Source organism: Paludibacterium purpuratum (genome assembly GCF_004363805.1).
GTDB classification, from domain to species: Bacteria; Pseudomonadota; Gammaproteobacteria; order Burkholderiales; family Chromobacteriaceae; genus Paludibacterium; species Paludibacterium purpuratum.
Window position 1 is genome coordinate 186,744 of record NZ_SNZP01000009.1, and the last position, 21,972, is coordinate 208,715.

The 21,972-nt window shown below is 59.6% G+C and carries 18 protein-coding genes, 1 tRNA gene and 3 riboswitches; of the genes, 8 read left to right on the plus strand and 11 right to left on the minus strand.

All coding sequences use genetic code 11. The features are described from left to right. Nucleotides 1–4: 4 nt before the first annotated feature. Entirely contained in the window at nucleotides 5–778 is a 774-nt protein-coding gene (gene yaaA / locus DFP86_RS12460) for a peroxide stress protein YaaA (RefSeq protein ID WP_133681679.1), read from the plus strand. 76 nt (nucleotides 779–854) lie between these two features. Here yaaA and DFP86_RS12465 read toward each other — a convergent pair whose 3' ends face one another. Then, nucleotides 855–1,139 (minus strand): hypothetical protein, encoded by a 285-nt coding sequence (locus tag DFP86_RS12465; protein ID WP_133681681.1) that lies wholly within the window; start codon nucleotides 1,137–1,139, stop codon nucleotides 855–857. A gap of 611 nt (nucleotides 1,140–1,750) precedes the next feature. Here DFP86_RS12465 and DFP86_RS12470 point away from each other — a divergent pair. From DFP86_RS12470 to DFP86_RS12485, 4 genes are all read left to right on the plus strand, one after another. After that, nucleotides 1,751–3,682, plus strand: a complete 1,932-nt coding sequence (locus tag DFP86_RS12470; RefSeq protein ID WP_133681683.1) for an OPT family oligopeptide transporter — start codon at nucleotides 1,751–1,753, stop codon at nucleotides 3,680–3,682. A gap of 14 nt (nucleotides 3,683–3,696) precedes the next feature. Then, nucleotides 3,697–4,050 (plus strand): PqqD family protein, encoded by a 354-nt coding sequence (locus DFP86_RS12475; RefSeq protein ID WP_133681685.1) that lies wholly within the window; start codon nucleotides 3,697–3,699, stop codon nucleotides 4,048–4,050. A 187-nt stretch (nucleotides 4,051–4,237) separates the two neighbouring features. Next, complete coding sequence (locus DFP86_RS12480) at nucleotides 4,238–6,133, plus strand: hypothetical protein (RefSeq protein ID WP_133681687.1); 1,896 nt, start codon at nucleotides 4,238–4,240, stop codon at nucleotides 6,131–6,133. Between the two features lie 4 nt (nucleotides 6,134–6,137). Then, a complete protein-coding gene (locus DFP86_RS12485) occupies nucleotides 6,138–6,785 on the plus strand; it encodes a hypothetical protein (RefSeq protein WP_133681689.1) in 648 nt (215 codons plus the stop codon). Between the two features lie 237 nt (nucleotides 6,786–7,022). Here the strand turns inward: DFP86_RS12485 and DFP86_RS12490 are convergent, their stop codons facing one another. From DFP86_RS12490 to DFP86_RS12505, 3 genes are all read right to left on the minus strand, one after another. After that, nucleotides 7,023–9,137 carry an acyltransferase family protein gene (locus tag DFP86_RS12490; RefSeq protein WP_133681691.1) on the minus strand — a complete coding sequence of 705 codons (2,115 nt, stop codon included), beginning with the start codon at nucleotides 9,135–9,137 and terminating at the stop codon, nucleotides 7,023–7,025. A gap of 451 nt (nucleotides 9,138–9,588) precedes the next feature. Next, nucleotides 9,589–9,665 (minus strand) — tRNA-Met (locus DFP86_RS12500). A 333-nt stretch (nucleotides 9,666–9,998) separates the two neighbouring features. Beyond that, nucleotides 9,999–10,187 (minus strand): hypothetical protein, encoded by a 189-nt coding sequence (locus tag DFP86_RS12505; RefSeq protein ID WP_133681693.1) that lies wholly within the window; start codon nucleotides 10,185–10,187, stop codon nucleotides 9,999–10,001. A gap of 291 nt (nucleotides 10,188–10,478) precedes the next feature. Here DFP86_RS12505 and DFP86_RS12510 point away from each other — a divergent pair, with 291 nt between their 5' ends. Then, entirely contained in the window at nucleotides 10,479–11,753 is a 1,275-nt protein-coding gene (locus DFP86_RS12510; RefSeq protein WP_133681695.1) for an O-acetylhomoserine aminocarboxypropyltransferase/cysteine synthase family protein, read from the plus strand. Here the strand turns inward: DFP86_RS12510 and thiE are convergent. The 5 genes from thiE to gcvT form a co-directional block, all read right to left on the minus strand. Continuing rightward, the gene (thiE, locus tag DFP86_RS12515; protein ID WP_208108321.1) at nucleotides 11,725–12,372 is read right to left on the minus strand and encodes a thiamine phosphate synthase; all 648 of its coding nucleotides are present in this window, start codon (nucleotides 12,370–12,372) and stop codon (nucleotides 11,725–11,727) included. The two genes, DFP86_RS12510 and thiE, sit on opposite strands and share 29 nt — an antisense overlap. Then, the gene (thiM, locus tag DFP86_RS12520; protein ID WP_133681699.1) at nucleotides 12,372–13,175 is read right to left on the minus strand and encodes a hydroxyethylthiazole kinase; all 804 of its coding nucleotides are present in this window, start codon (nucleotides 13,173–13,175) and stop codon (nucleotides 12,372–12,374) included. The genes thiE and thiM overlap by 1 nt, the downstream gene beginning before the upstream one ends. A gap of 44 nt (nucleotides 13,176–13,219) precedes the next feature. After that, a riboswitch (TPP riboswitch) is annotated at nucleotides 13,220–13,315 on the minus strand. A gap of 104 nt (nucleotides 13,316–13,419) precedes the next feature. After that, complete coding sequence (gene gcvP, locus DFP86_RS12525; protein ID WP_133681701.1) at nucleotides 13,420–16,275, minus strand: aminomethyl-transferring glycine dehydrogenase; 2,856 nt, start codon at nucleotides 16,273–16,275, stop codon at nucleotides 13,420–13,422. A 65-nt stretch (nucleotides 16,276–16,340) separates the two neighbouring features. Beyond that, nucleotides 16,341–16,727, minus strand: coding sequence for a glycine cleavage system protein GcvH (gene gcvH, locus DFP86_RS12530; RefSeq protein WP_133681703.1), 387 nt, complete (start codon nucleotides 16,725–16,727; stop codon nucleotides 16,341–16,343). Between the two features lie 76 nt (nucleotides 16,728–16,803). Continuing rightward, nucleotides 16,804–17,892: a glycine cleavage system aminomethyltransferase GcvT gene (gcvT, locus tag DFP86_RS12535; RefSeq protein ID WP_133681704.1), complete on the minus strand. Its 1,089-nt coding sequence runs from the start codon at nucleotides 17,890–17,892 to the stop codon at nucleotides 16,804–16,806. 45 nt (nucleotides 17,893–17,937) lie between these two features. Beyond that, nucleotides 17,938–18,016, minus strand: a riboswitch (glycine riboswitch). A gap of 3 nt (nucleotides 18,017–18,019) precedes the next feature. Continuing rightward, nucleotides 18,020–18,109: riboswitch (glycine riboswitch) on the minus strand. Between the two features lie 165 nt (nucleotides 18,110–18,274). Here gcvT and DFP86_RS12540 point away from each other — a divergent pair. Together DFP86_RS12540 and DFP86_RS12545 are read left to right on the plus strand one after the other, a co-directional pair. Continuing rightward, the gene (locus DFP86_RS12540; RefSeq protein ID WP_133681706.1) at nucleotides 18,275–19,717 is read left to right on the plus strand and encodes a glycoside hydrolase family 1 protein; all 1,443 of its coding nucleotides are present in this window, start codon (nucleotides 18,275–18,277) and stop codon (nucleotides 19,715–19,717) included. A gap of 243 nt (nucleotides 19,718–19,960) precedes the next feature. After that, the gene (locus DFP86_RS12545; protein ID WP_166642258.1) at nucleotides 19,961–20,692 is read left to right on the plus strand and encodes a helix-turn-helix transcriptional regulator; all 732 of its coding nucleotides are present in this window, start codon (nucleotides 19,961–19,963) and stop codon (nucleotides 20,690–20,692) included. A gap of 139 nt (nucleotides 20,693–20,831) precedes the next feature. Here the strand turns inward: DFP86_RS12545 and arcC are convergent, their stop codons facing one another. Then, the gene (gene arcC, locus DFP86_RS12550; protein WP_133681710.1) at nucleotides 20,832–21,779 is read right to left on the minus strand and encodes a carbamate kinase; all 948 of its coding nucleotides are present in this window, start codon (nucleotides 21,777–21,779) and stop codon (nucleotides 20,832–20,834) included. Nucleotides 21,780–21,877: 98 nt separating this feature from the next. Continuing rightward, nucleotides 21,878–21,970: a hypothetical protein gene (locus DFP86_RS12555; RefSeq protein WP_481848688.1), complete on the minus strand. Its 93-nt coding sequence runs from the start codon at nucleotides 21,968–21,970 to the stop codon at nucleotides 21,878–21,880. Between the last annotated feature and the right edge of the window lie 2 nt (nucleotides 21,971–21,972).

Genomic DNA, 21,972 nt, shown 5'->3' on the forward strand with positions numbered 1-21,972 from the left:
GCACATGTTGATGGTGATCTCCCCGGCCAAGACTCTGGATTTCGATACGCCGGCTCACACCGACCGCCATACCCAACCGGATCTGCTGGCGCATAGCGCAGAGCTGATCAAGGTGCTGCGCACCTGCTCGCCCGCCGATATCGCCGCGCTGATGGCGATCAGCGATGCGCTGGCCGTGCTCAACGTCGGCCGCTACCATGATTGGCACCCGCCGTTCACCCCCGGCAATGCCAAGCAGGCTGTGCTCGCCTTCATGGGTGATGTGTACGAGGGACTCGATGCCGCCACGCTCGACGACCGCCAACTCGACTGGCTGCAAGGCCATCTGCGCATCTTGTCCGGCCTGTACGGCTGCCTGCGCCCCCTGGATCTGATGCAGGCCTATCGACTGGAAATGGGTATCTCGCTCGGCAATCCGCGCGGCAAGAATCTGTATGCATTTTGGGGCGAGCTGATCACCGAGCGGCTCAATCTCGCGCTGGCGCACGACCCGGAGCCCGTCCTGGTCAACTTGGCGTCGAACGAATATTTCAAATCGATCAAACCAGCCAAACTGAAGGCCCGCATTGTCACGCCGATATTCCAGGATCTGAAAGGCGATCAGTACAAGGTGATCAGTTTCCACGCCAAACGCGCGCGCGGGTTAATGGTGCGCTGGGCCGTCGAACATGCCGTGACCGACCCGCAGGCACTGAAAGCTTTCGATAGCGAGGGCTACGCCTTCGACTCGGCGGCATCCGACAGCGACAACTGGGTCTTCCGCCGCGCGCATCGCTAAGCCCTATCCTCGTCGGGCAAGTCGTTCCACGGTCGATCGTCACGCCCGTACCGTCGCGAGATCCATTGTCTTTGCGCTACCAAATATCGACGATCCGGTCTCGCACTTGCCCGCCCTTCCCCGTAAGCGATTTTTCACCGTGAAATAAACGCGGCGTGGATGCCACATAATCAAAAAATAATCTAGAAAAAAGAGACATTTTTTTATATAAATGCGACATCATTTTTATATGATAAAGCAGTTTTTTATTAAAAATAAAAATACCATTGGAGTACAAGTTTTGACCGCCCTCTACGCGCACGACCCTCGCTCCGTAGCGTCCCGCACGCGTGCAACACCGCTTTTGCAGCGCAACAACCAAGCCACCCTCGCAGCGCAAAGCATAAAAAACCGGTAAATGGGATTTTGGACAGATTAAATTGCCAGATCTAAAGCAAATAACATATGTTTATGCCACAGAAGTTATTGGCAAAAACCCGATCAAACAGAATAAAATCAATTACTTATAAACCATATTTCTGTCAGACAGTACTCACCTCCCGCAAACCCCCTCCTTGCATTTGCGCAATGCAAATTTGGCATACATACATACAACGATTTCATGAGCCCAGCTAGCCGGCACAATGCAAATTCAAACGTCATATCCAATCTATATTTAAAGCCGACTTAGCCTACCTGATACGCACCACAACCAACGATACCAGCCGAGTCAATCCCAACTGTGATCACCTGCCACTTGGCATTGGTGGGCTGTTGGAATCAGAAAATGCGCGCTAGGATCGCACCTGTGTTCGAGGGGGGAGATGCGAAAACTTCGCTTGCACTTCTCCTTGGCGGCCTGGCCGCGCTCTGGCACAGGGAAGCAATACGTCCATCTGACAGGGTCAAGCGCGCATCAAGCCGCGCTGCCCTCTGAACCGCTCGTGTTGGTCATCTGGCGGACAGCAATGTCCGGATAATATGGAGTCATAAATGAAAAAAGAGCTGCCGAAAGGTGCATACGGTGGAATAGCCGGGAAGGATTACATCCCGTATATCACCGGCACTTCCACTCTCGGTGGTGGGGCGATCGTCTTCATCATCGGTCTGATCCTTGCCGCAGTTTTCGCCGCATCGACCGCCTACTCGGGGATGAAGGCCGGCCTGACCGTCGCGGCCGGGATTCCGGGCGCCATCCTGGGTACCGGCCTCGTCAACATCTTCTCGAAGAAAAACGGCATTCTGGGCAAAAACCTACTCCAGGGTATGTCCAGCGCCGGTGAATCTGTCGCCAGCGGCCTGATCTTCGTCATCCCGTCGATTCTGCTGATCGGTTCCAACTTCACCTTCCTCGAAGGCCTGTTGGCCGGCGTCGGCGGTGTCATGTTCGGTATCGGCGTCGCCTCGATCGTCCACAACTACCTGATCGTGGAAGAGCATGGCAACCTGATGTACCCGGAATCGATGGCCATTTCGGAAACCCTGGTGGCTTCCGACTCGGGCGGCGAATCGCTCAAGTACATGGGGATCGGCTTCGGCATCGGCGGTCTGGTCACCATGGTGACCGGCGCGGTATTCGGCTGGGTCAACAACGTCATCAGCTATATCGGCACCCAAACCTACAAGTATCGCTTCGAAATGGAAGTGAACCCGATGCTCTTGGGTATCGGCTTCATCGTGGGTCTGAAAATCTCGCTGACCATGTTCGCCGGCTCGATCATGTCGAACTTCGCCATCATCCCGCTGATCGGCTACTTCTCCAGCATGGCCGATCCTAGCCTGATGGTATGGAACAAGGCGCACGTCGCCATTCACAGTATGCCGGTGGGCGTGATCGCCGGTTCCTACGTGAAGTACATCGGCGCCGGCATGATGCTGTGCGGCGGTATCATCGGCGCCATCAAGCTGATCCCGGTCATCGTGGGTTCCATCAAGGAAACCCTGGGTGCCAAGACCGGCGGCACCAACGGCAAGGACACGCAATACCTGAAGATCCTGCTCGTGGGCGCGGTCGTGTCCTTCGTCGCAGGCCTGGTCGGCTCCGGCGGCAACGTCATGATGGCCATCATCGGCACGGTGATGTCGCTGATCCTGATGGTGCTGTTCGTGATCGTTTCCGGCCGTCTGACCGGCACCATCGGCACCTCCAACCTGCCGGTATCCGGCATGACCATCGCCTCGCTGGTTCTGGTCACCATGGCTTTCGTGATCATGGGTTGGCACGGTCTGGCCGAAAACAAGTCGCTGCTGCTGTTCGGTAGCCTGATCGTCGTCGCCGTCTCCATCGCCGGCGGCTACATGCAGACCCAGAAGGTGACTTACATCATCGGCGGCAGCAAGAACGAAATGCAGCGCTACTACGTGCTGGCCAGCATCATCGGCGTGATCGTCGTCGTCGGCACCATCATGATTCTGTCCAAGCAACTGGCCAACACCGGCGCCGATGCGCAGTTCGGTCTGCCGCAAGCCAACCTGATGGCGACGCTGACCTCGGGCATCATGTCCGGCAAACTGCCGTGGGTGATGATCTTCGTCGGTGTGTTCATGGCTCTGGTGCTGTTCTTCCTGGAACTGCCGATCATGACCGTGGCCATCGGTTTCTACCTGCCGATCGCCACCACTTCGATCATCCTGGTCGGCGCGCTGCTGCGCATCATCGTCGAGAAGACCGCTAAGAACGAAACCGAGAAGGAAGCCAAGGTCGCCCATGGCGTGAGCTTGTCCTCCGGTCTGGTTGCCGGCGGTTCGATCATCGGTCTGCTCGGCATCATCCTGCAGGTTTCCGGCATCATCAACCTGAAGGATCTGGTCGGCTTCGCCGCCAGCAATGAAATGGCCATCGTGCTGCTGGTCATCCTGTCGGTACTGACGCTGATCCCGCTGATGACCGCCAAGGCGGCTCATCATCAGCAAGACGCGTCGTAAGTAGGGAGGCGGCCATGGAACACGATAATCCGCTCGACACGGTTTATGAGGTAAACGCCAAGCTGGATTATGAAGTCGATGACCGCCGCATCGTGACGATCCTGCGCAAGCAGGACCACTGGATCCAGCGGTTCGCCCGGAAACTGAAACTCAGAATCCCGGCTTACCGCAGGACCACGATGGATGACTACGCAAGCTTTGTCTTTCTGAGCATCGACGGCAAACGATCGGTCCAAGACATCGGCGAGGTTCTGGCGGCGCAATACGGCGAACAGGCCAACCCGCTATTCGAACGGCTGCTGGTGTTCTTGAATCATATCGAGAAAAGCGAGCGCTTCATTGTCAAAAAAGCCGTCCCACACGGCTGATTGGACTCGCTCGACAAACCGCCTGTCACCTACGTGACAGGCGGTTTTGTTTTGCACAGCCAACAAGGGCATATCCCTCGATCGGGAGACGCCGAGCCGGGTTTCTTGCATCTCTTTCCATGCCTGTCTACATATGTAGGCATATTGCATACGCACAACTGGATTGTGGCGCGATTGGAGAAACCTCATGCCCTGCGTTTCACGCCATCTACCGTATCAGCTCAGAACATTGGCCACCGGCTCGCTCCTCTTGATGGCAATGTGTTGCGGCGCGTTCGCGCAGCAAGCGGGACACATCCTCGGCCATATCGATGGCATCGGCAAAGACGGCGATCATTTCTTCCTGTCGGGCTGGGCATGCCAGCAGGGGCAAACCGACACCATCATGATCCATGTGTTCGACGGATCGAAGCACTCGCTGGTCGCCTACCAATGGGCGAATTTACAAAATGAACCCATGATCGCCACGGCCTGCCAAGATCACGGCAAGGGTAAACATCGCTTCATGGTCATGCTGCCCTATGGCTATGGCCCCGACAGCAAGCTCGATGTGCATGGCATTCGGGCGGTGGCTGGCGTGGCCAACGATTCGATCGCCGGCTCGAATCAAGCCCTCGCCGAGATTCCCATGCCGCAGCTGCAATATCCACCGCATCCGACGCTGGCAGGGGCATATCGCAACCTTGCCGAGCGCCCGCGCGTATTCACGACAGCGGCGGAGCTGAACGACCTCGTTCTGCGGATCAACCGCCCCAACAGCTACTCGGCGCAGCGCTTCAAGGCGCTCGCCGCCAAGATCAAACAAGATCTTGCATCAGGCGTCGATTGGGGCATCACCTATGCAGGATGCGATGGCAGCATCTATCAATACGCCTTTTCCTACGAACCGCAGGATGGTCTGGAAGCCAAGATGCGCGCAGCGTTGAAGGTTGGCTCGACCGCCAAATATCCTACCGGCGCCGCCGTGGTGGCGTCGCGGCTCGCGCTCTATGCGACGCTAGTGAAGAGAGGCGCCCAGGTGCCGCCCGACGCACCCAGTGGCGACAGCGCGGCCGCCCTGGCCAAACGGATCATGCTGGCTTGGGCCGAGCACGGCTTTCCCAGGGATGCGCAGGGCAACATCGTGCCGTTGCTGTCGATGCAATGTGCGAAAGTCAGTGGGGAGATGACCGGCAAGTCGGCATCCAGCAACGCCGTGCGCGACACCGGCGAGCTGAGTCTCGGCAGGGGCGTCCTTTATTCCGTGCAAGCACAGGATCTGCTGCAATCGCTCAACGTGTTGAGCAGCAAGGAGGAGCGTGAGCTCAATGCGCTCCACAGTGCCCTGTATGAGTTGCTCAGGCAGGCCCACAATCAATGGTTCGGCGGACTGCCGCTCGAATACTGGCCATTTCCGAACTGCGTGCGCTACGGCAATGTCGCGGCCAATGCCATGGTCAGTCTCTTGGCGAGCGCGCGCGTGATCGACGACGGCAGGCGATTCGATGCGGCGCTGCAGGGCGGCGATCGTGCGATACCGGTCTTGCTGCCGTGGGTCGATCTCTTCCCTTATTTGATCTACGGCGAAGACGATACGCCCTGGCAGCAATGCACAAAGAACGCCTACCCGGACAGCCTGACCAGCTTGAAAAACCAGGCCGATTTCACCACCCCGACGGTTGCCCCGGGAGAAATCTTCGACCGAGGACGCAACCACACGCCGATCCAGGGAATCGGGTACCCCATGTTCACTTTGGAGCGCCTGTTTGACACGGCCGAGATGATGCGGATCGCCGGCTTCGATGCCTACGGTTATCGCGGGCGCCATCGGCAATCGATCGAGATGGCCGCGGATTACTACGCCTGTTATGCGAAGTCCGCGGGTTTTTACCAGGTGGTTTCGGCCCAAAATGCCGGCGCGTGCCCGAACGCTCAACAATACTACGGGAAGCTCGTCAGCGGCGTAGATGCAAACATGCTCGTTGCCGCTTTCCGGTTTCCCTACGACGCAGCCATCGGTAACGTGTTACCGGCGGCAAAAGCCGCGGCCACCGCAGGCGCCTTCTCGACCGACGCTATCCTGTTCGGGAAATGGCCGGATTAGAGCAATGCTATTCGAACTCCTGCTCCTACTGTTGCTGCTGGCGACAACATTTGCGGTTGTTGCGACCGCCGCCATGCTGATTCTGCGGCGCTGGAAACGCGCTTACCAGACGATAGCCGCGACCGCGGCAACTTGGCTCGCGTATCTGGCAACGGTCGCAGCGGTATCGGCGTTCACTCCCCAGAAGATCCTTGGGATGAACGATGATCTTTGCTTCGACGAAATGTGCTTCGCCGCGGTCGACTTCCGTCTTACGCATCAGCTAGGTCCGCCGGATCGTCCAATCACCGCAAACGGCAGCTTCGCGGTCGTCGCCATCCGCGTGAGCAGCCATTCCCGCGGCCGAACGCAAAGCGAGGGGGGACTACGAGCGAGGCTTTGGGACGGCACACGCAATTACGATGAGGTTGCCGCGGACCAACTGCGCTTTCAGAACATCGGGATCAAAGCCATACCGCTTACCGAGCGCCTGTCTCCAGGCCAAAGCGTACTAAGTGTGCAAGTGTTCGACGTGCCGCATGCGCCCACTCCCCTGCAGCTGGTTCTGGATCATGGCATCACGCCTGGCTATCTCGTCATCGGCGAAGCGCCCTGGTTCAAAGAACCAGCGGTCATCGCGCTGACGCCATCGAAGCCCGCGTCGGCACGGTAAACCAAAGCTCTCACGCATCGGAGGCGATGCCTGGACTTACCGCAGAACCACCATGGATGACTATGGCAGCTTTGTTTTTCCGAGCATCGACAGCGAACAGGCCAATCCGCTGTACATATGGCGAGAAGGTTCACCGCCGTTTTGGAGATGGTCACAGGGAGACCACCGCACAGCCTTGATTTTTACATCAGCCTTCAATCGCTGCACTCTTCTCGATTTCGATGCCGGCGTTTCAATTCATCTTAATTTATATGTCGATGCAGGAGTTCGCATCCAAGAGAGGAAAGCAGGTGCCAACATACTGCTCCCGAAAAAATTCAGGTGATCGGAGTCACGATATATCACCCGATCATTCTGCATAATATGGCACTGAGTTCGGTCACAGAACACATCCAGAGGATCAAACACCCGCACTTTAGGGTTATTGACTGCCAATCTCTGTAACAATGAACGCATCTTACCCTGTCGCCATACTATGGTTGAACGCTTTAGTTCACAGGAACGAGCCATATTGAATAAGGGTCGCTTGATGCAATCATTAATAAGAAAGGGCAACTCCGGCACATCCATCACGACGATAACTTTCTTATTCGCGTTGGTTAAATACTTCACAGTATTTTCCAACCCGTGATAGAACAACTCCGGTTTGGAGGCGCCAGGGTAATCAGGGCTGCTCATCTGAACTGACTCAGCCCAATGGTCGATGATCCGCTGCTGAGCAAAGTCGTCATCAAAAATGTAATCCGCAAAGAAAGCCAGCACTACCGTCCGGATAGCTGGCGAATCTTTAATATACGTTAGTATCCGCTCTCTTCGAGCCGAGCAGTCCTGCCCCTCTTTTGGGGTTCCTATCGCCACGCCCAAAGTCGGAGGACATTTGGGATGGGCGAGCAGTAACCAAGAATGAACATGATCCTGATTTGCCAGCCCGGGAAAAAGACTACGGGCATGACTATCTCCGAACACGACACTATCGGAAGGTCGTTGCAGAGGAGATCGCCGGCAAAACTCCGGTGCAGATGGACCGTGGCCGATGGCCGGATTGCAGACAGGAAAAGAATCCACCCCGTCATCCAGTGCGCTCGCCGGTAAATTAATCCGAAAGGGTAATCCATGACGCACCTCGGCATCACGCCCCAGCCAAGCAACAATCACCATTAGCAGGCAGAGCGCCACAACTTTGCCAGGGCCAGGTATCCCAAAGCGGATTGGCCGCTCTATCCAACGCCAACTTAGCCAAGCCAATAGAATGCTCAGCATTACCATCAGGATGCGCCATCCCCCTGACAAGTCATGCTCCAACACTATTCGGGAAAAAGACAGTAACGGCCAATGCCAAAGATACAGCGGATAGCTGATGAGCCCAATCCAGACCACCACGGGACTAGACAACAACGTTCGATTAACCAGTGCACCAGAGCCCGCATAAATCAGCAGACAAGCCCCCAGAACAGGCAGCAGAGCCCACCAGCCAGGGAAAGCAATATCGTGCTCATTCAACAACATCACCGCCGCGAGCAAAATCGATAAGCCGGCAAGTGACAGCGCATCATGCGCCCGCTGGGAATGCCCTAAATACAGATCGGGAGATCGCCGCAACCACAACGCAAGCATGGCGCCGGCCAACAATTCCCAGAACCGGCTCAGCGGAGAGAAGAAACTGCCGGCGGAGTCTATGGTCATCAAATGCAGGTTCGTGGCAAAAGAAGCAAATACCAGCAAGATGATCACACCCACAACGGCTCGACGAAACCGATAGAAGGCAAACAGGATCAGTGGCCAAGTAAAATAGAATTGCTCCTCGACGCCCAAAGACCAAAGGTGCAGTAAAGGTTTGGTATGAGCAACACTGTCAAAATACCCGGTGTCCTGCCATAGCAGCAGATTGGCGTAAAAACCCGCCCCCCCAAGCATTTCACGCCCGAGAGTCTGGAACTCATCAGGTAACAAGGCAAACCACCCGAACACGTAACAGGCCAACATCATAACGACCAGCACAGGGAAGATTCGTTTTATTCTGTGTGCATAGAACGTCGAGAAGCGGAATGTGCCTGCATCCATCCCCTTATACATAATGCCGGAGATCAAAAATCCCGAGATCACAAAGAAAATGTCAACACCGACAAACCCGCCCGGTAAAGAACTAGGAAAAACGTGGAATAAAACGACCGAGAGAACAGCGAAGGCCCGCAATCCATCGATATCGGGACGATAATTCTGAATCTTAACGGAGTGCTGAGCCACAAAAAAACCTGAATCTGCCTGGCGTGGCTTGACTGACACCACATGGACAAGTTGACGGAACGACATTCTATACAAACATATGATATACAACCAGCGCAATCTGGCCATCTTGACCTATCCAATGTCAACCTCGATGGGCACTATGCCCCGATAGTGTGGATGATCAAATCGAGCAGACTTCGAAGGAATACCGGAGCAGGATCTGCGCACTCGGATCAAGCAGTTCGAGCAGTTTTTGCGGCATAGGCCGTTGGGCGTTCTGCCCAATCACCAGACGGCCATCGACAACGACTTTGGACGTAACTTTTTCGTACAGGGAGCCGCGACGGCCCGCGACCGGCGGGTGGCCGTCAGTCGGTCGAGGCGACGATCAACTTGCTATACCCGCAGACGCGCTATCAGACACCGAAAGTGCGGGCAGCCGTCGAGTTCTTAATGACACGGTTGGGAAGGACATGAACGGTTTCCCGCTCGAACGGCCAGGGGTCATCCTGCTATAGCGATGGCGAGCGAGAACGACAAAAAGGGCTGTCGCATTGCGACAGCCCTTCGGAATTCTTGGTTGCGGGGGCAGGATTTGAACCTACGACCTTCGGGTTATGAGCCCGACGAGCTACCAGACTGCTCCACCCCGCGTCAGAAGAAAGCCATACTAACACCAACAAACGCCCCCGTCCAGAAAAACAAAGTATTTTTTACCAGTCGTTTACATCGATTACATATTTCAGCAACAGCTCCCCGGTATAGTCGGACTTGTGACCCCAGGCTCCCCGGGCTTGCCAGGTAGCTTGGCGTCTCTTGTTATCTCTCTGCACCGTAGTAACCCTCATTGAACATGGCCGCCTATGCGGCCATCTTTTTTTGCGCAGCCGGATGGAAAATCGCCCCCGGGACGCAAGTCGGCGGAGGCAAGGTAGTGAGGGGGAATGGGTATCCGGTCGGCGCGTCGGCCTCCGAACAAGCGGCCGCTTAAGCGGCGGCCGCCGAAATGAATGCGTTGGCCGGATACAGGGCGGAAGCCAAGCCGGAAACCGTGCGGAACGTCACTTCGATCATCTTGCCCACTTGGGCGACGCTGACCACTTCGTAGTGGATGACCTCGCCGCTATCGCGGTGCTCGAGAATTTTATGACCGGGTTGCAATTGGCTGATTTTCATATTTCACCTTTTTATTATCGTCCATGAGTAGGCGTATAACGATTGTTGATTAAACGAATAAACTAATTCGACATCGAACGGTAAGTCAAGTTCCATTTCGCTCTTATATAAGAATAATCAAACAATGTGACGGGTGCATTGTGCCGAATTGACAGATTGTTGAAGCAACCATGCCGTCAGCCTGCTTTATAGCCAAAAGCGATAACTCTCCAAACCAACCGATATTTCCCTTTCTATCGCGATCAGGTAGTGTAATCTCATACAACAATGTCATTACCAAGGGATAGAGAGATGAAACTGGAAACCCTGGCGCTGCATGCGGGCTACTCGCCGGACCCCACAACTCGCGCGGTTGCGGTACCGCTATACCAGACCACGTCCTACGCCTTCGACAGCACCCAGCATGGCGCCGACCTATTCGACCTCAAGGTACAGGGCAACATCTATACCCGCATCATGAATCCGACCACCGATGTGTTGGAAAAGCGGCTGGCCGCGTTGGAAGGCGGCATCGGCGCACTGGCACTGGCATCGGGCATGTCGGCCATTACCTACGCGATCCAGACCATCGCCGAGGCCGGCGATAACATTATCGCCACCAGCACATTGTACGGCGGCACCTACAATCTATTCGCCCACACCTTTCCGCAATTCGGCATCGAGGTACGCTTCGTCGACCACCGCGATCCGGCCGCCATTGAGCAATTGATCGATGCGCGCACCAAGGCCGTATTCGTCGAAAGCATCGGCAACCCGCTGGGCAATGTCGTCGATTTCGCCGCCTTCGCCCGCCACGCCCACGCGCATGGCGTGCCGCTGATCGTCGACAACACCGTGCCGAGCCCCTATCTATGCCGCCCGATCGAACACGGCGCCGACATCGTGGTTCACTCGCTCACCAAATATATCGGCGGCCACGGCAACAGCATCGGCGGCGCAATTGTCGACTCGGGCAAATTCCCCTGGGCCGAACACCAGGATCGCTTTCCGCGCCTGAACACCCCTGATCCGTCCTATCACGGCGTGGTATACACCGAAGCGCTCGGCCCGGCCGCATACATCGGGCGCGCACGCGTGGTACCGCTGCGCAACACCGGTGCGGCGCTGTCGCCGTTCAATGCCTTCCTGATCTTGCAAGGTCTGGAAACCCTGCCTTTGCGTATGGATCGCATCAGCGAAAACACGCTGAAAGCCGCGCAGTTCCTGCAAGATCACCCTCAGGTGGAATGGGTCGAATACGCCGGGCTTGCCAACCATCCATCGCGCCCGCTGATCGATAAGTACCTGGGCGGTCGCGCCTCGGGCATCCTGTCCTTCGGTATCCGTGGCGGCGTCGAGGCTGGCGGCCGTTTCATCGACGCGTTGCAATTGATTACCCGACTGGTCAACATCGGCGACGCCAAATCGCTGGCCTGCCACCCGGCCACCACCACGCACCGTCAGCTATCGCCGGAAGAGCAGCTCAAGGCCGGTGTGCGGCCCGAGCTTATCAGACTGTCGATCGGCATCGAGCACATCGACGACATTCTGGACGACATCAAACAGGCGCTGTCCAAGGCGGGCTGATCCAAGCGGCGGCGAGCGCGCGCGTCGCACGGGCGGGATCGGGGCTGGCACAGATCGCACTCACCACCGCCACCCCGGCCGCCCCGGCCGTGCGTAAAAGTGCCGCGTTGCCGGCATGAATGCCGCCGATGGCCACCACCGGCAACGTGGTCGCGCGCGCGATGGCGGCCAGGCCATCCACCCCGCAGGGCGGATCGGCATCCGGCTTGGTCGCCGTCGCATAGACCGGGCCCACGCCAAGATAATCGACGACCCCGGGTACAACGGCCGCTAGCTGATCCGGCCGGCTGACCGACAGGCCGATCAACGCATCCGCCCCCAACAAACGGCGCGCAGCGGCCACTGGCAGATCTTGCTGACCAAGATGGACCCCGTCCGCAGCGGCGAGCAGCGCCACGTCCAGATGATCGTTGACCACCAACTTGGCGCCGCCGGCCCGACACACTGGCAACAGTGCCTGTGCCGCTTCCAGCCACTGGCGCTTCTTCCAGCCCGGCGCGCGCAGTTGCACCACGCCCGCCCCGCCCCGCACGGCCGCCGCCGCGACGCGCAGCATGCCGTCCAGCCCGCCGCACAACGCGGGGTCAAGCACCAGGTAGAGCGATAGATCGACCGGCATTATGGCCACCTGGCGGTCAGCGCGGCGCCGTCCAGTTGGGCCAGCGCATCCAGCAAGGCCACGGCGAAGCTACCCGGTCCTCGACTTTCGCGCGCCGCCGTCTCGCCGGCGAGCTTCATCAACGCACAGGCAGACGCCACGGCTTGTAGAGGGTCGGGATGGCACGCAGTGAACGCCGCCACCATCGCCGACAACGAACACCCGGTGCCGGTGACCTGCTGCAGCCGGGCATCGCCGCCATCGACCGCCAGCACCTGGTGGCCATCGGTAATGAAATCGGTGGCCCCGGTCACCGCCACCACGGCCCCGCAACGCTCAGCCAGCTGCATGGCCGCATCGAGCGCCTGTTCGCTGCCGACCAGGCTATCCACGCCGCGCCCTCCGGCGGCCACCCCGGCCAGCGCCATGATTTCCGAAGCATTGCCGCGGATTGCGCGCGGTCGCTGTACCAGCAATTCGTGGCAAAAAGCGGTGCGCCAGGCCAACACACCGACCGCGACCGGATCGAGCGTCCAAGGCGTGCCCGCTTGCCGGGCCGAGGCCACCGCCGCGCGCATGGCACTGGCCTGTTCGACGGTCAGGGTACCGACATTCACCAGCAAAGCGCCGGCGATGGCGGCGAACGGCGCGGCCTCCTCGGGCGCCACCACCATGGCGGGCGCCGCCCCCAGGGCCAACAGCACATTGGCGGTAAAGGCGGACACGACGTTATTGGTCAGGCAGTGCACCAGCGGTTGTGCGGCGCGCAGGCGTTCGAGATCGGCGGCGGCTTGCCGGCCGGAAAGGGCTGTCGGTCGATTCATTGCGTCTCCTTGCGCGGGGCAAGGACGACGGCAGCGGGAAGGCATGACTGGCGTCGTGACTTCCCTACGCTGGCATGATCCAGATCAGGTGGTACGGGTATGTCTCAGCCGCCTAAAAGGCGGCACCCCGAGTCACAGTTGTGCGGACATTCTGATGCCGCCGTGCAGCAGGCGTCAATGGCGACAAGAAAAACGCCCGCGGGCAAAAGCGCGCGGGCGTGACACGGTGAAGTGCCGGCGAGGATCAGAGATACTCGTCCATCGGCGGGCAGCTGCACACCAGATTGCGATCGCCGTAAACGTCGTCGATGCGGTTCACGCTTGGCCAGAACTTGTTGTCGAACACGTAAGGCAGCGGGAACAACGCCTCCTCGCGGCTATACGGATGCGCCCAATCGCCGGCGATATCCGACTTGCTGTGCGGCGCGTTCTTCAACGGATTGTCGTCGGCCGGCCATACGCCGTTCTGCACCTTGTCGACCTCGGCGCGGATCGCCAGCATGGCGGCGATAAAGCGGTCGAGTTCGGCTTTGGATTCCGACTCGGTCGGTTCGATCATCAGCGTGCCCGGCACCGGGAAGCTCATGGTCGGCGCATGGAAGCCGTAATCCATCAGACGCTTGGCAATATCCACCTCGGTGACGCCGGAGGCGGCCTTGAGCGGGCGCAGATCGATGATGCACTCGTGCGCCACCCGGCCATTGGCACCGGTATACAGCACCGGATAATGGCCCGCCAGTCGGGTCGCGATGTAGTTGGCATTGAGCAGCGCATGCTGCGTGGCCTGCTTCATCCCCTCCGCGCCCATCATGGTGATGTACATCCACGAAATCGGCAGGATCGAGGCCGAACCGAACGGCGCCGCCGCGACGGCGCTCTGTCCAGCCGACGCCCCCGCGATCGGGGTCACAGCGTGATTGGCCATGAAGGGCGCCAGATGCGCCTTAAGGCCGATCGGGCCCATGCCCGGCCCGCCGCCGCCATGCGGAATGCAGAAGGTCTTGTGCAAGTTCATGTGGCTGACGTCGGCGCCGATATCCGCCGGACGCATCAAGCCGACCTGGGCGTTCAAGTTGGCGCCATCCATATAGACCTGGCCGCCGTGCGCATGGACGATCTGGCAGATTTCGGCAATCGATGCTTCGAATACGCCGTGCGTCGACGGATAGGTGATCATCAGTGCGGCAAGGTTTGCGGCGTGTGCCTCGGCCTTGGCCTTGAGGTCGCTCACATCGACGTTGCCGGAGTCGTCGCAATCGACCACCACCACCTTCATATTCATCATCTGCGCCGAAGCCGGGTTGGTACCGTGCGCGGAGCGCGGGATCAGGCAAACGTCGCGATGGCCCTCGCCGCGCGCTTCATGGTAGCGGCTGATCGCCAACAAGCCGGCGTACTCGCCTTGCGCACCGGAGTTCGGCTGCATGCAGATGGCGTCGAAACCGGTAATCGCCTTCAGTTGCTCGGCCAGGCCGTCGATCATTTGCAGGTAACCGCCCACCTGGTCGCGCGGTGCGAACGGGTGGATGTCGGCGAACTCGGGCCAAGTGATCGGCAGCATCTCGCTGACCGCGTTGAGCTTCATGGTGCAGGAGCCGAGCGAAATCATCGAATGATTCAGCGCCAGATCGCGGTTTTCCAGCCGCTTCAGGTAACGCAACATCTCGTGTTCGGTGTGATAGCGGTTGAATACCGGATGGGTCAACAGCGGCGATTCGCGTTTGAGCGCCGCGGGCATCGCATCGGCGGTGGCGGCATCGAGCGCGGCCAGATCGGCCTCTTTGCCGGTGAACGCGCGGATCAGCGCCTGCAGATCGGCTTCCGAGGTGGCTTCATGGAAGCTCACGCCGACGACGCCGTTGCCGGCATCGCGCAGGTTGTAGCCGGCGGCACAGGCGGCGCCGATCACTTCAAGGGCGCGGCCGCCCAAATCCACTTGCACCGTATCGTAGAAACGGTCGAACACCAACGTGCCGCCGGCGTTACGCACGGCCGCGGCGAACACCGCCGCCAGGCGGTGGATACGGGTGGCGATGCGGCGCAAGCCCTCGGGGCCGTGGTAGACGGCATACATGCCGGCGATATTGGCCAGCAGCACCTGCGAAGTACAGATATTCGAGTTGGCCTTCTCGCGGCGAATATGCTGCTCGCGGGTTTGCAGCGCCATGCGCAGCGCGGTCTTGCCCTTGGCGTCGATCGACACGCCGATGATACGGCCCGGCGCGGCGCGTTTCATATCGTCCTTGAAGGCGAAGTAAGCGGCGTGCGGGCCGCCGAAGCCCATCGGCACACCGAAGCGCTGGGTCGAGCCTAGCGCGATGTCGGCGCCCAATTCGCCCGGCGACTTCATCACCACCAGCGCCATGATGTCGGCGGCGACAATGGTCACCGCACCGCGTGCGTGTGCAGCGGCAATCGGCGCGGACAGGTCGAACACATCGCCGGCCTCGCCCGGGTATTGGAACAGCGCACCGAAATAGTCGCCCTGCCCCACCTCTTCCGGATGGCCAAGGCATAGTTCGAAACCGAAATACTTGGCGCGGGTTTTCAGCACGTCCAGCGTCTGCGGCAGCACGCGGCTGTCGACAAAGAACCGCTCGGACTTGCTCTTCGACACCCGGCGCGCCATGGCCATGGCTTCCGCCGCGGCGGTGGCCTCATCCAATAGCGAGGCGTTGGCCAGTTCCAGGCCGGTCAAATCGACCACCATCTGCTGGAAGCTCAACAGCGCTTCCAGACGGCCCTGGGCGATCTCGGCTTGATACGGGGTATAAGCGGTATACCAGCCGGGGTTCTCCAGCACGTTGCGCAGGATGACCGCGGGGGTCAGCGTGGGGTGATAACCCAGGCCGATGTACGACTGCTTGACGACATTCTGCCGGGCCAACTGCTTGAGCACCGCCAATGCCTCGGCCTCCGGACGGGCGTCCGGCAGCGGCAAGCGCGCACGGAAACGAATGGCGGACGGCACGGTCTGGTCGATCAGATCGTCGAGCGATTGCGCGCCGACCGTCGCCAGCATGGTTTGGCGGTCAGCGTCGGAGGGCCCGATGTGGCGGGCGACGAATTCATCGCGATGGAACAGCTTAGAGAGCGTCATGATCATCAATCCGGAAGTAAACGACAGAAAAAAAAGCCCCGCACGACCGTGCGAGGCTTTTTCAATTACGCGCCGATTTCGGCGGCATAGGCGGCGGCGTCCATCAGGGCGTCGTAATCCGCCGGATTGCTCGGGCGGATCTTGAAGAACCAGCCCTGGCCATACGGATCGGTATTGGCCAGTTGCGGCTCGGCTTCCAGTGTGGCGTTGACTTCGACCACCTCGCCTGCGATCGGGCTATACACGTCGGAGGCGGCCTTGACCGACTCGACCACACCGGCCTGGTCTTCGGCGGCAAGCGCCGCGCCGGTTTGCGGCAGTTCGACGAATACGATGTCGCCCAGGAGTTCCTGCGCGTGGTGGGTAATGCCCACGGTCACCACGCCATCGGCGGACAGACGCAGCCATTCGTGGCTGGCAACGTATTTCAGGTCGGACGGAATATTGCTCATTACAAACTCCCTGTGTTCGAATGTGTTGCAAATGATCCGGCGGGGATGGGGATGCCCCCTCCCCAACGCCGTGGGTTTACTCGAAAACTTTCTTGCCGTTGCGCACGAACGGCATTTTGACCACGCGCACCGGGGTCAGCGTGCCGCGCAGATCGACTTCGGCCGTGGCGGCGGTGCCGACCGGCACGCGGGCAATGGCGACCGAATGTTTGAGGGTGGGCGAGAAGCTGCCGCTGGTGATCACGCCTTCGCCGACGCCCGGCACCACCACGCGCAAACCGTCGCGCAGTACGCCGCGGCCCTCCAGCACCAGGCCGACCTGTTTCATCTTCAGGCCCGAGGCCTTGGCGGCTTCCAACGCCTTGCGGCCGTTGAAATCCCGGGTTTCGGGTTCCCAGGCGATGGTCCAGCCCATGCCCGCTTCCAGCGGCAACACGGTCTCGTCCATATCGTGCCCGTACAGATTCATGCCGGCTTCCAAACGCAACGTGTCGCGCGCGCCCAGTCCGCAAGGCGCCACGCCGCCGGCGATGAGCGCACGGAACAGCGCGGCGATTTCGCCGGCCGGCAGCATCAGCTCCAGGCCGTCTTCGCCGGTGTAGCCGGTGCGGGCAATGAACCATTCGCCACAGAATGCGCCTTGGAAAATCTTGAGGGATTTGACGATCTCGGCCGCCTCGGGCTTGACGTCGCAGAACTTGGCGAGGGCATTCGGGCCCTGTACCGCCAACATGGCCAGATCGCGCCGCACCTTGAGCGTCACATCGAAACCGGCGCGCTGGTTTTCCATCCAGGCCAGGTCCTTTTCGGTGGTGCCGGCGTTGATCACCATGCGGTAACCGTAGGATGTGAGATAGACGATCAAGTCGTCGACCACGCCGCCTTGTGCGTTGAGCATGCCGGAATACAGCGCCTTGCCCTCGAAACCGAGCTTGGCGACGTCGTTGGCGATGAGTTTTTGCAACCAGGTCTTGGCGTCGGCGCCGGTGATATCGACCACCGTCATATGGGAAACATCGAACATACCTGCGTCGGCGCGAACCAGCTCATGTTCCTTGAGCTGCGAACCGTAGTGAATGGGCATTTCCCAACCGGCGAAATCGACCATCTTGCCGTGCGCGGCCAGATGCTCTTCAAACAGGGGCGTGCGTTTCGGTGCCGTCATGGCGCATCCTCGAGTGGGTGAAATCACATAAGCAACTCAACACCCCTCTGTCCTGACACCTGAGATTTTCCGGTCTTTCGACCGTTAGCCCCTTCGGTGGATGCTGCGGCACCGCTCTCCAGAGTTTTCTGACAATGCAGTCCTTTTGCCTGAGCGATTGCGGGTGCGCTTGCGCCTTCGGCGGCCGGCCAGGCCGGCTCTCTCCTGCATGAAAGGCGATTATCGGGGCTGTATCCGCAGTTGGCAAGCACCCAGATTGGAATATGACAATAGTTTTATTTAAAGCAAGTTTCCGTCAAAAATCCGTGGTTCTCCCAAATTCACGATGCGCCACGGCCCCCGCTATACTGCAAAACATCGACTATCTCACAGGAGCGACAGCATGCATCATCGACAACTCGCGCCCTTCCCCGAAGGATTTCTATGGGGGGCCGCCTCGGCCGCCTACCAGATCGAGGGCGGCTGGAATGCCGACGGCAAGGGGCCGTCGGTGTGGGACGTATTCAGCAAACAACCGGGACGCACCTATCAAGGCAGCAACGGCGACGTGGCGGTCGATCACTACCATCGCTACCAGGAGGACGTCGCGCTGATGGCGGAGATGGGACTCATGGCCTACCGGTTCTCGATCAGTTGGCCGCGCATCTTTCCCCAAGGGCGCGGAGAAGCGAACGAGGGCGGCCTGGCCTTCTATGAGCGGCTGATCGACGCGCTGCTTGCCCACGGCATCGAACCGGTGGTGACGCTGTATCACTGGGATGCGCCGCAAGCGCTGATGGACGAGTATGGCGCCTGGGAGTCGCGCCGCATCGTCGACGATTTCGAACACTATTGCCGCGCGCTGTTCACGCGCTTCGGCGCCAAGGTCCGTTACTGGATCACGCTCAACGAGCAGAACATCGACACCACGAGAAGCTTTCTCTTGGCCAAGCACCCGCCGGCGGTACGCGACCGCCAACGCTTCTATCAGGCCAACCATCATGCTTTTCTCGCCAACGCGCGCGCCATCCGGGCATTTCGCCAACTGGTGCCGGGCGGCAAGATCGGCCCGACCTTCTGCTATTGCCCGGCCTACGCCGCCAGCAGCCGGCCGCAGGACGTCGTCGCGGCCGAGAGCGCGGAAGAGTTCACCAATCATTGGTGGCTCGACGTCTATGCCACCGGCCGCTATCCGGCTTCCGCCTGGGCCTGGCTCGTCGAACACGGCCAGGCGCCGCGCATCGAGGGCGGCGACGCCGAACTGCTCGCCGAAGCCAAGCCCGATTTTCTCGGTATCAACTACTACTACTCGCAGGTATTCGAAGACAACGCGCTCGACGGCGTGGGCGAGACCGACTTCAATACCAGCGGCCAGAAAGGCAGTACCCCCGTCAACGGGGTGCCCGGCTTATACAAGACCACCGCCAATCCGCACCTCCCGACCTCCAACTGGGATTGGGCCATCGACCCCGACGGCCTGCGCATCACCCTGCGGCGCGTCACCAGCCGCTATAACCTGCCGGTGCTGATCACCGAAAACGGGCTGGGGGAATTCGACCAACTGAGCGATGACGGCAAGGTCCACGATGGCTACCGCATCGATTATCTGCGCCACCATCTCCTGGCTTGCCAACAGGCGATCAGCGACGGCACCAAACTCATGGGCTACTGCGCCTGGTCGTTTACCGACCTGTTGAGCTGGCTCAACGGCTATCAAAAGCGCTACGGCTTCGTGTATGTCAACCGAACGGAAACCGATCCGCTGGATCTCGCGCGTATTCGCAAAGACAGTTTTTATTGGTATCGCGACGTGATCGCCAGCAACGGCCGGAAACTGGCGGAATAATCGGGGGAATGATCTAAGCACCGAGTCGGCGCGATCGTAGGGAGCGCTCGCGCAGCATTGCCGCCCTACGGCCGCGCCTACCGACCTGGGTTCTGCCCACGGATTTTTTCTACACGAATTTCGGACGAACCCCGCCGCGCCCCGCTACTCGACCGACAAACCTCCAGCCGTTTCATCCTTCGAAGTCGAATGCCGCCCAATCGGCGCACGTCTATGCATCCCGTACTTCCAAGGAGACACTCCATGGCATCGCCCATCACCCCGCAACTGAAGCAACTGATCAACACCCTGCCCGGTTTTGTGGTCTGCAAGGATTCGCAGTCCACCTACCTTTACGCCAACCAAAGAGATGCGGAACTGATTGGTCTCCGCCATCAAGAAGAGGCCATCGGCATGTCCGACTTGGATCTGCCTTGCGGCGCGGTGGAGAGCGCGCATCTGTTTCGCGCGCAAGACCGTGAGGTGATCCGCAGCGGACAGACACTGCGTGTCCTGGACATTCATCGCTACGCCGACAACACCTGGCACTCGTTCCTCGCCCATAAGATGCCGCTACGCGACCAGGCGCAAAACATCGTCGGCGTCATCGGCCAGATGCACGAGATCAAAACCCGCGAACTCCTGGCGCTCGGCGTGCTGCTGAACAAAATCGCCTATAGCGCCAAGGCCGGCATCGACCCGCTCGCCACCAGTACCAGCTACATCATCGGTAGCCCGGGCCATGGCCCCAAACTGACTCAGCGGCAAGAGGAGATTATGTTCTTGCTGCTGCGCGGGAAATCCGCCCGGCTGATCGGCCGCGCACTCGGCATCTCCACCCGCACTGTCGAGTGGCATCTGTGCATGCTCAAGGAGAAATTCGCCGTATTGAGCAAAAGCGAACTGATCGACAAAGCCATCGAGCTGGGCTACTTGCACAATATTCCGCCCGGCCTCTGCAAGCGTTCGCTGTCGCTCGTCCTACGCGAAGATTGAGGGGTTCCCAATAGCCAGAGGCGGCAGGTTGCCGGGTGCCGAGAGCGCAAAAAAGCCCGCGTACCGGATTCCCCGGTCGCGGGCTTCGATCTGCATGCGAAGCAAGGACGGCGCGATGCCGGTTGCTCCCTTCAGGCGATTAGTACCACTCGATACCTTGGGTCTCGGTGGTAATGATGGTGCCGGCCTTGCCTTCGACGATCAGTTCGATGTCTTCCAGCGCGCCGATCACGGCACGCTTGCCGGTCATGCGGGCGAATTCGCAAGCAGCCTCGACCTTCGGGCCCATGGAGCCGGCGGCGAAGCCGAGCTTGTCCATTTCGTCCGGGTGAGCCATCTTGATCGCCTTCGCGTCCGGGGTGCCCCAGCCAACGAATACGCTCTTGACGTCGGTCGCGATGACGAAGTAATCGGCATCGACTTCACGAGCCAGCAACGACGAGGACAGATCCTTGTCGATCACCGCTTCCACGCCGCCCAGACGCTTGCCGCTGTTGTCGTACATGGTCGGAATACCGCCGCCGCCGGCAGCGATCACCACGGTGCCCTTTTCCATCAGCCACTTGATCGGGCGCATTTCGAAAATACGCTTAGGCTTCGGGCTCGGTACCACGCGACGGTAGTATTCGCCATCGGCCTTGACGGTCCAGCCCTTTTCGGCTGCCATCTTTTCGGCGTCTTCCTTGGTGTAAACCGGGCCGACGAACTTGGTCGGGTTCTTGAAAGCCGGATCGTTGGCATCGACTTCGGTCTGGCACAGGATGGTGGCCATCGGCACTTCGAACGGCAGTTCGTTGCCCAGCTCTTGCTCGATCATGTAGCCGATCATGCCTTCGGTCTGCGCACCCAGCACATCCAGCGGATACGGGGTCACCTTGCCGTCGACGTGACGGGCGTAGGCATCGTTTTGCAGGCCCAACAGGCCCACTTGCGGGCCGTTGCCATGCGCTACGACCAGTTGGTGATTGCGAGCGACGGTGGCCAATTGCTTGGCGGCGATCTTGACGTTGCTGCGCTGATTCTCGGCGGTCATCACTTCACCGCGGCGTTGCAGGGCGTTACCGCCCAGAGCGACTACTACACGCATGGTGCTTGTCCTTCACATCTGGTTCTAGAGATAAAAAGCCGGGGCCGGATTCGGCAGGTCTACGCCGACCTGGCCCCGTGGGTGGTTTCACGCGGCAATTAGTCGCCCAGCGTGGAGACCAGGATGGACTTGATGGTGTGCATGCGGTTTTCCGCTTGCTCGAACACCAGCGACATCGGCGACTCGAACACGT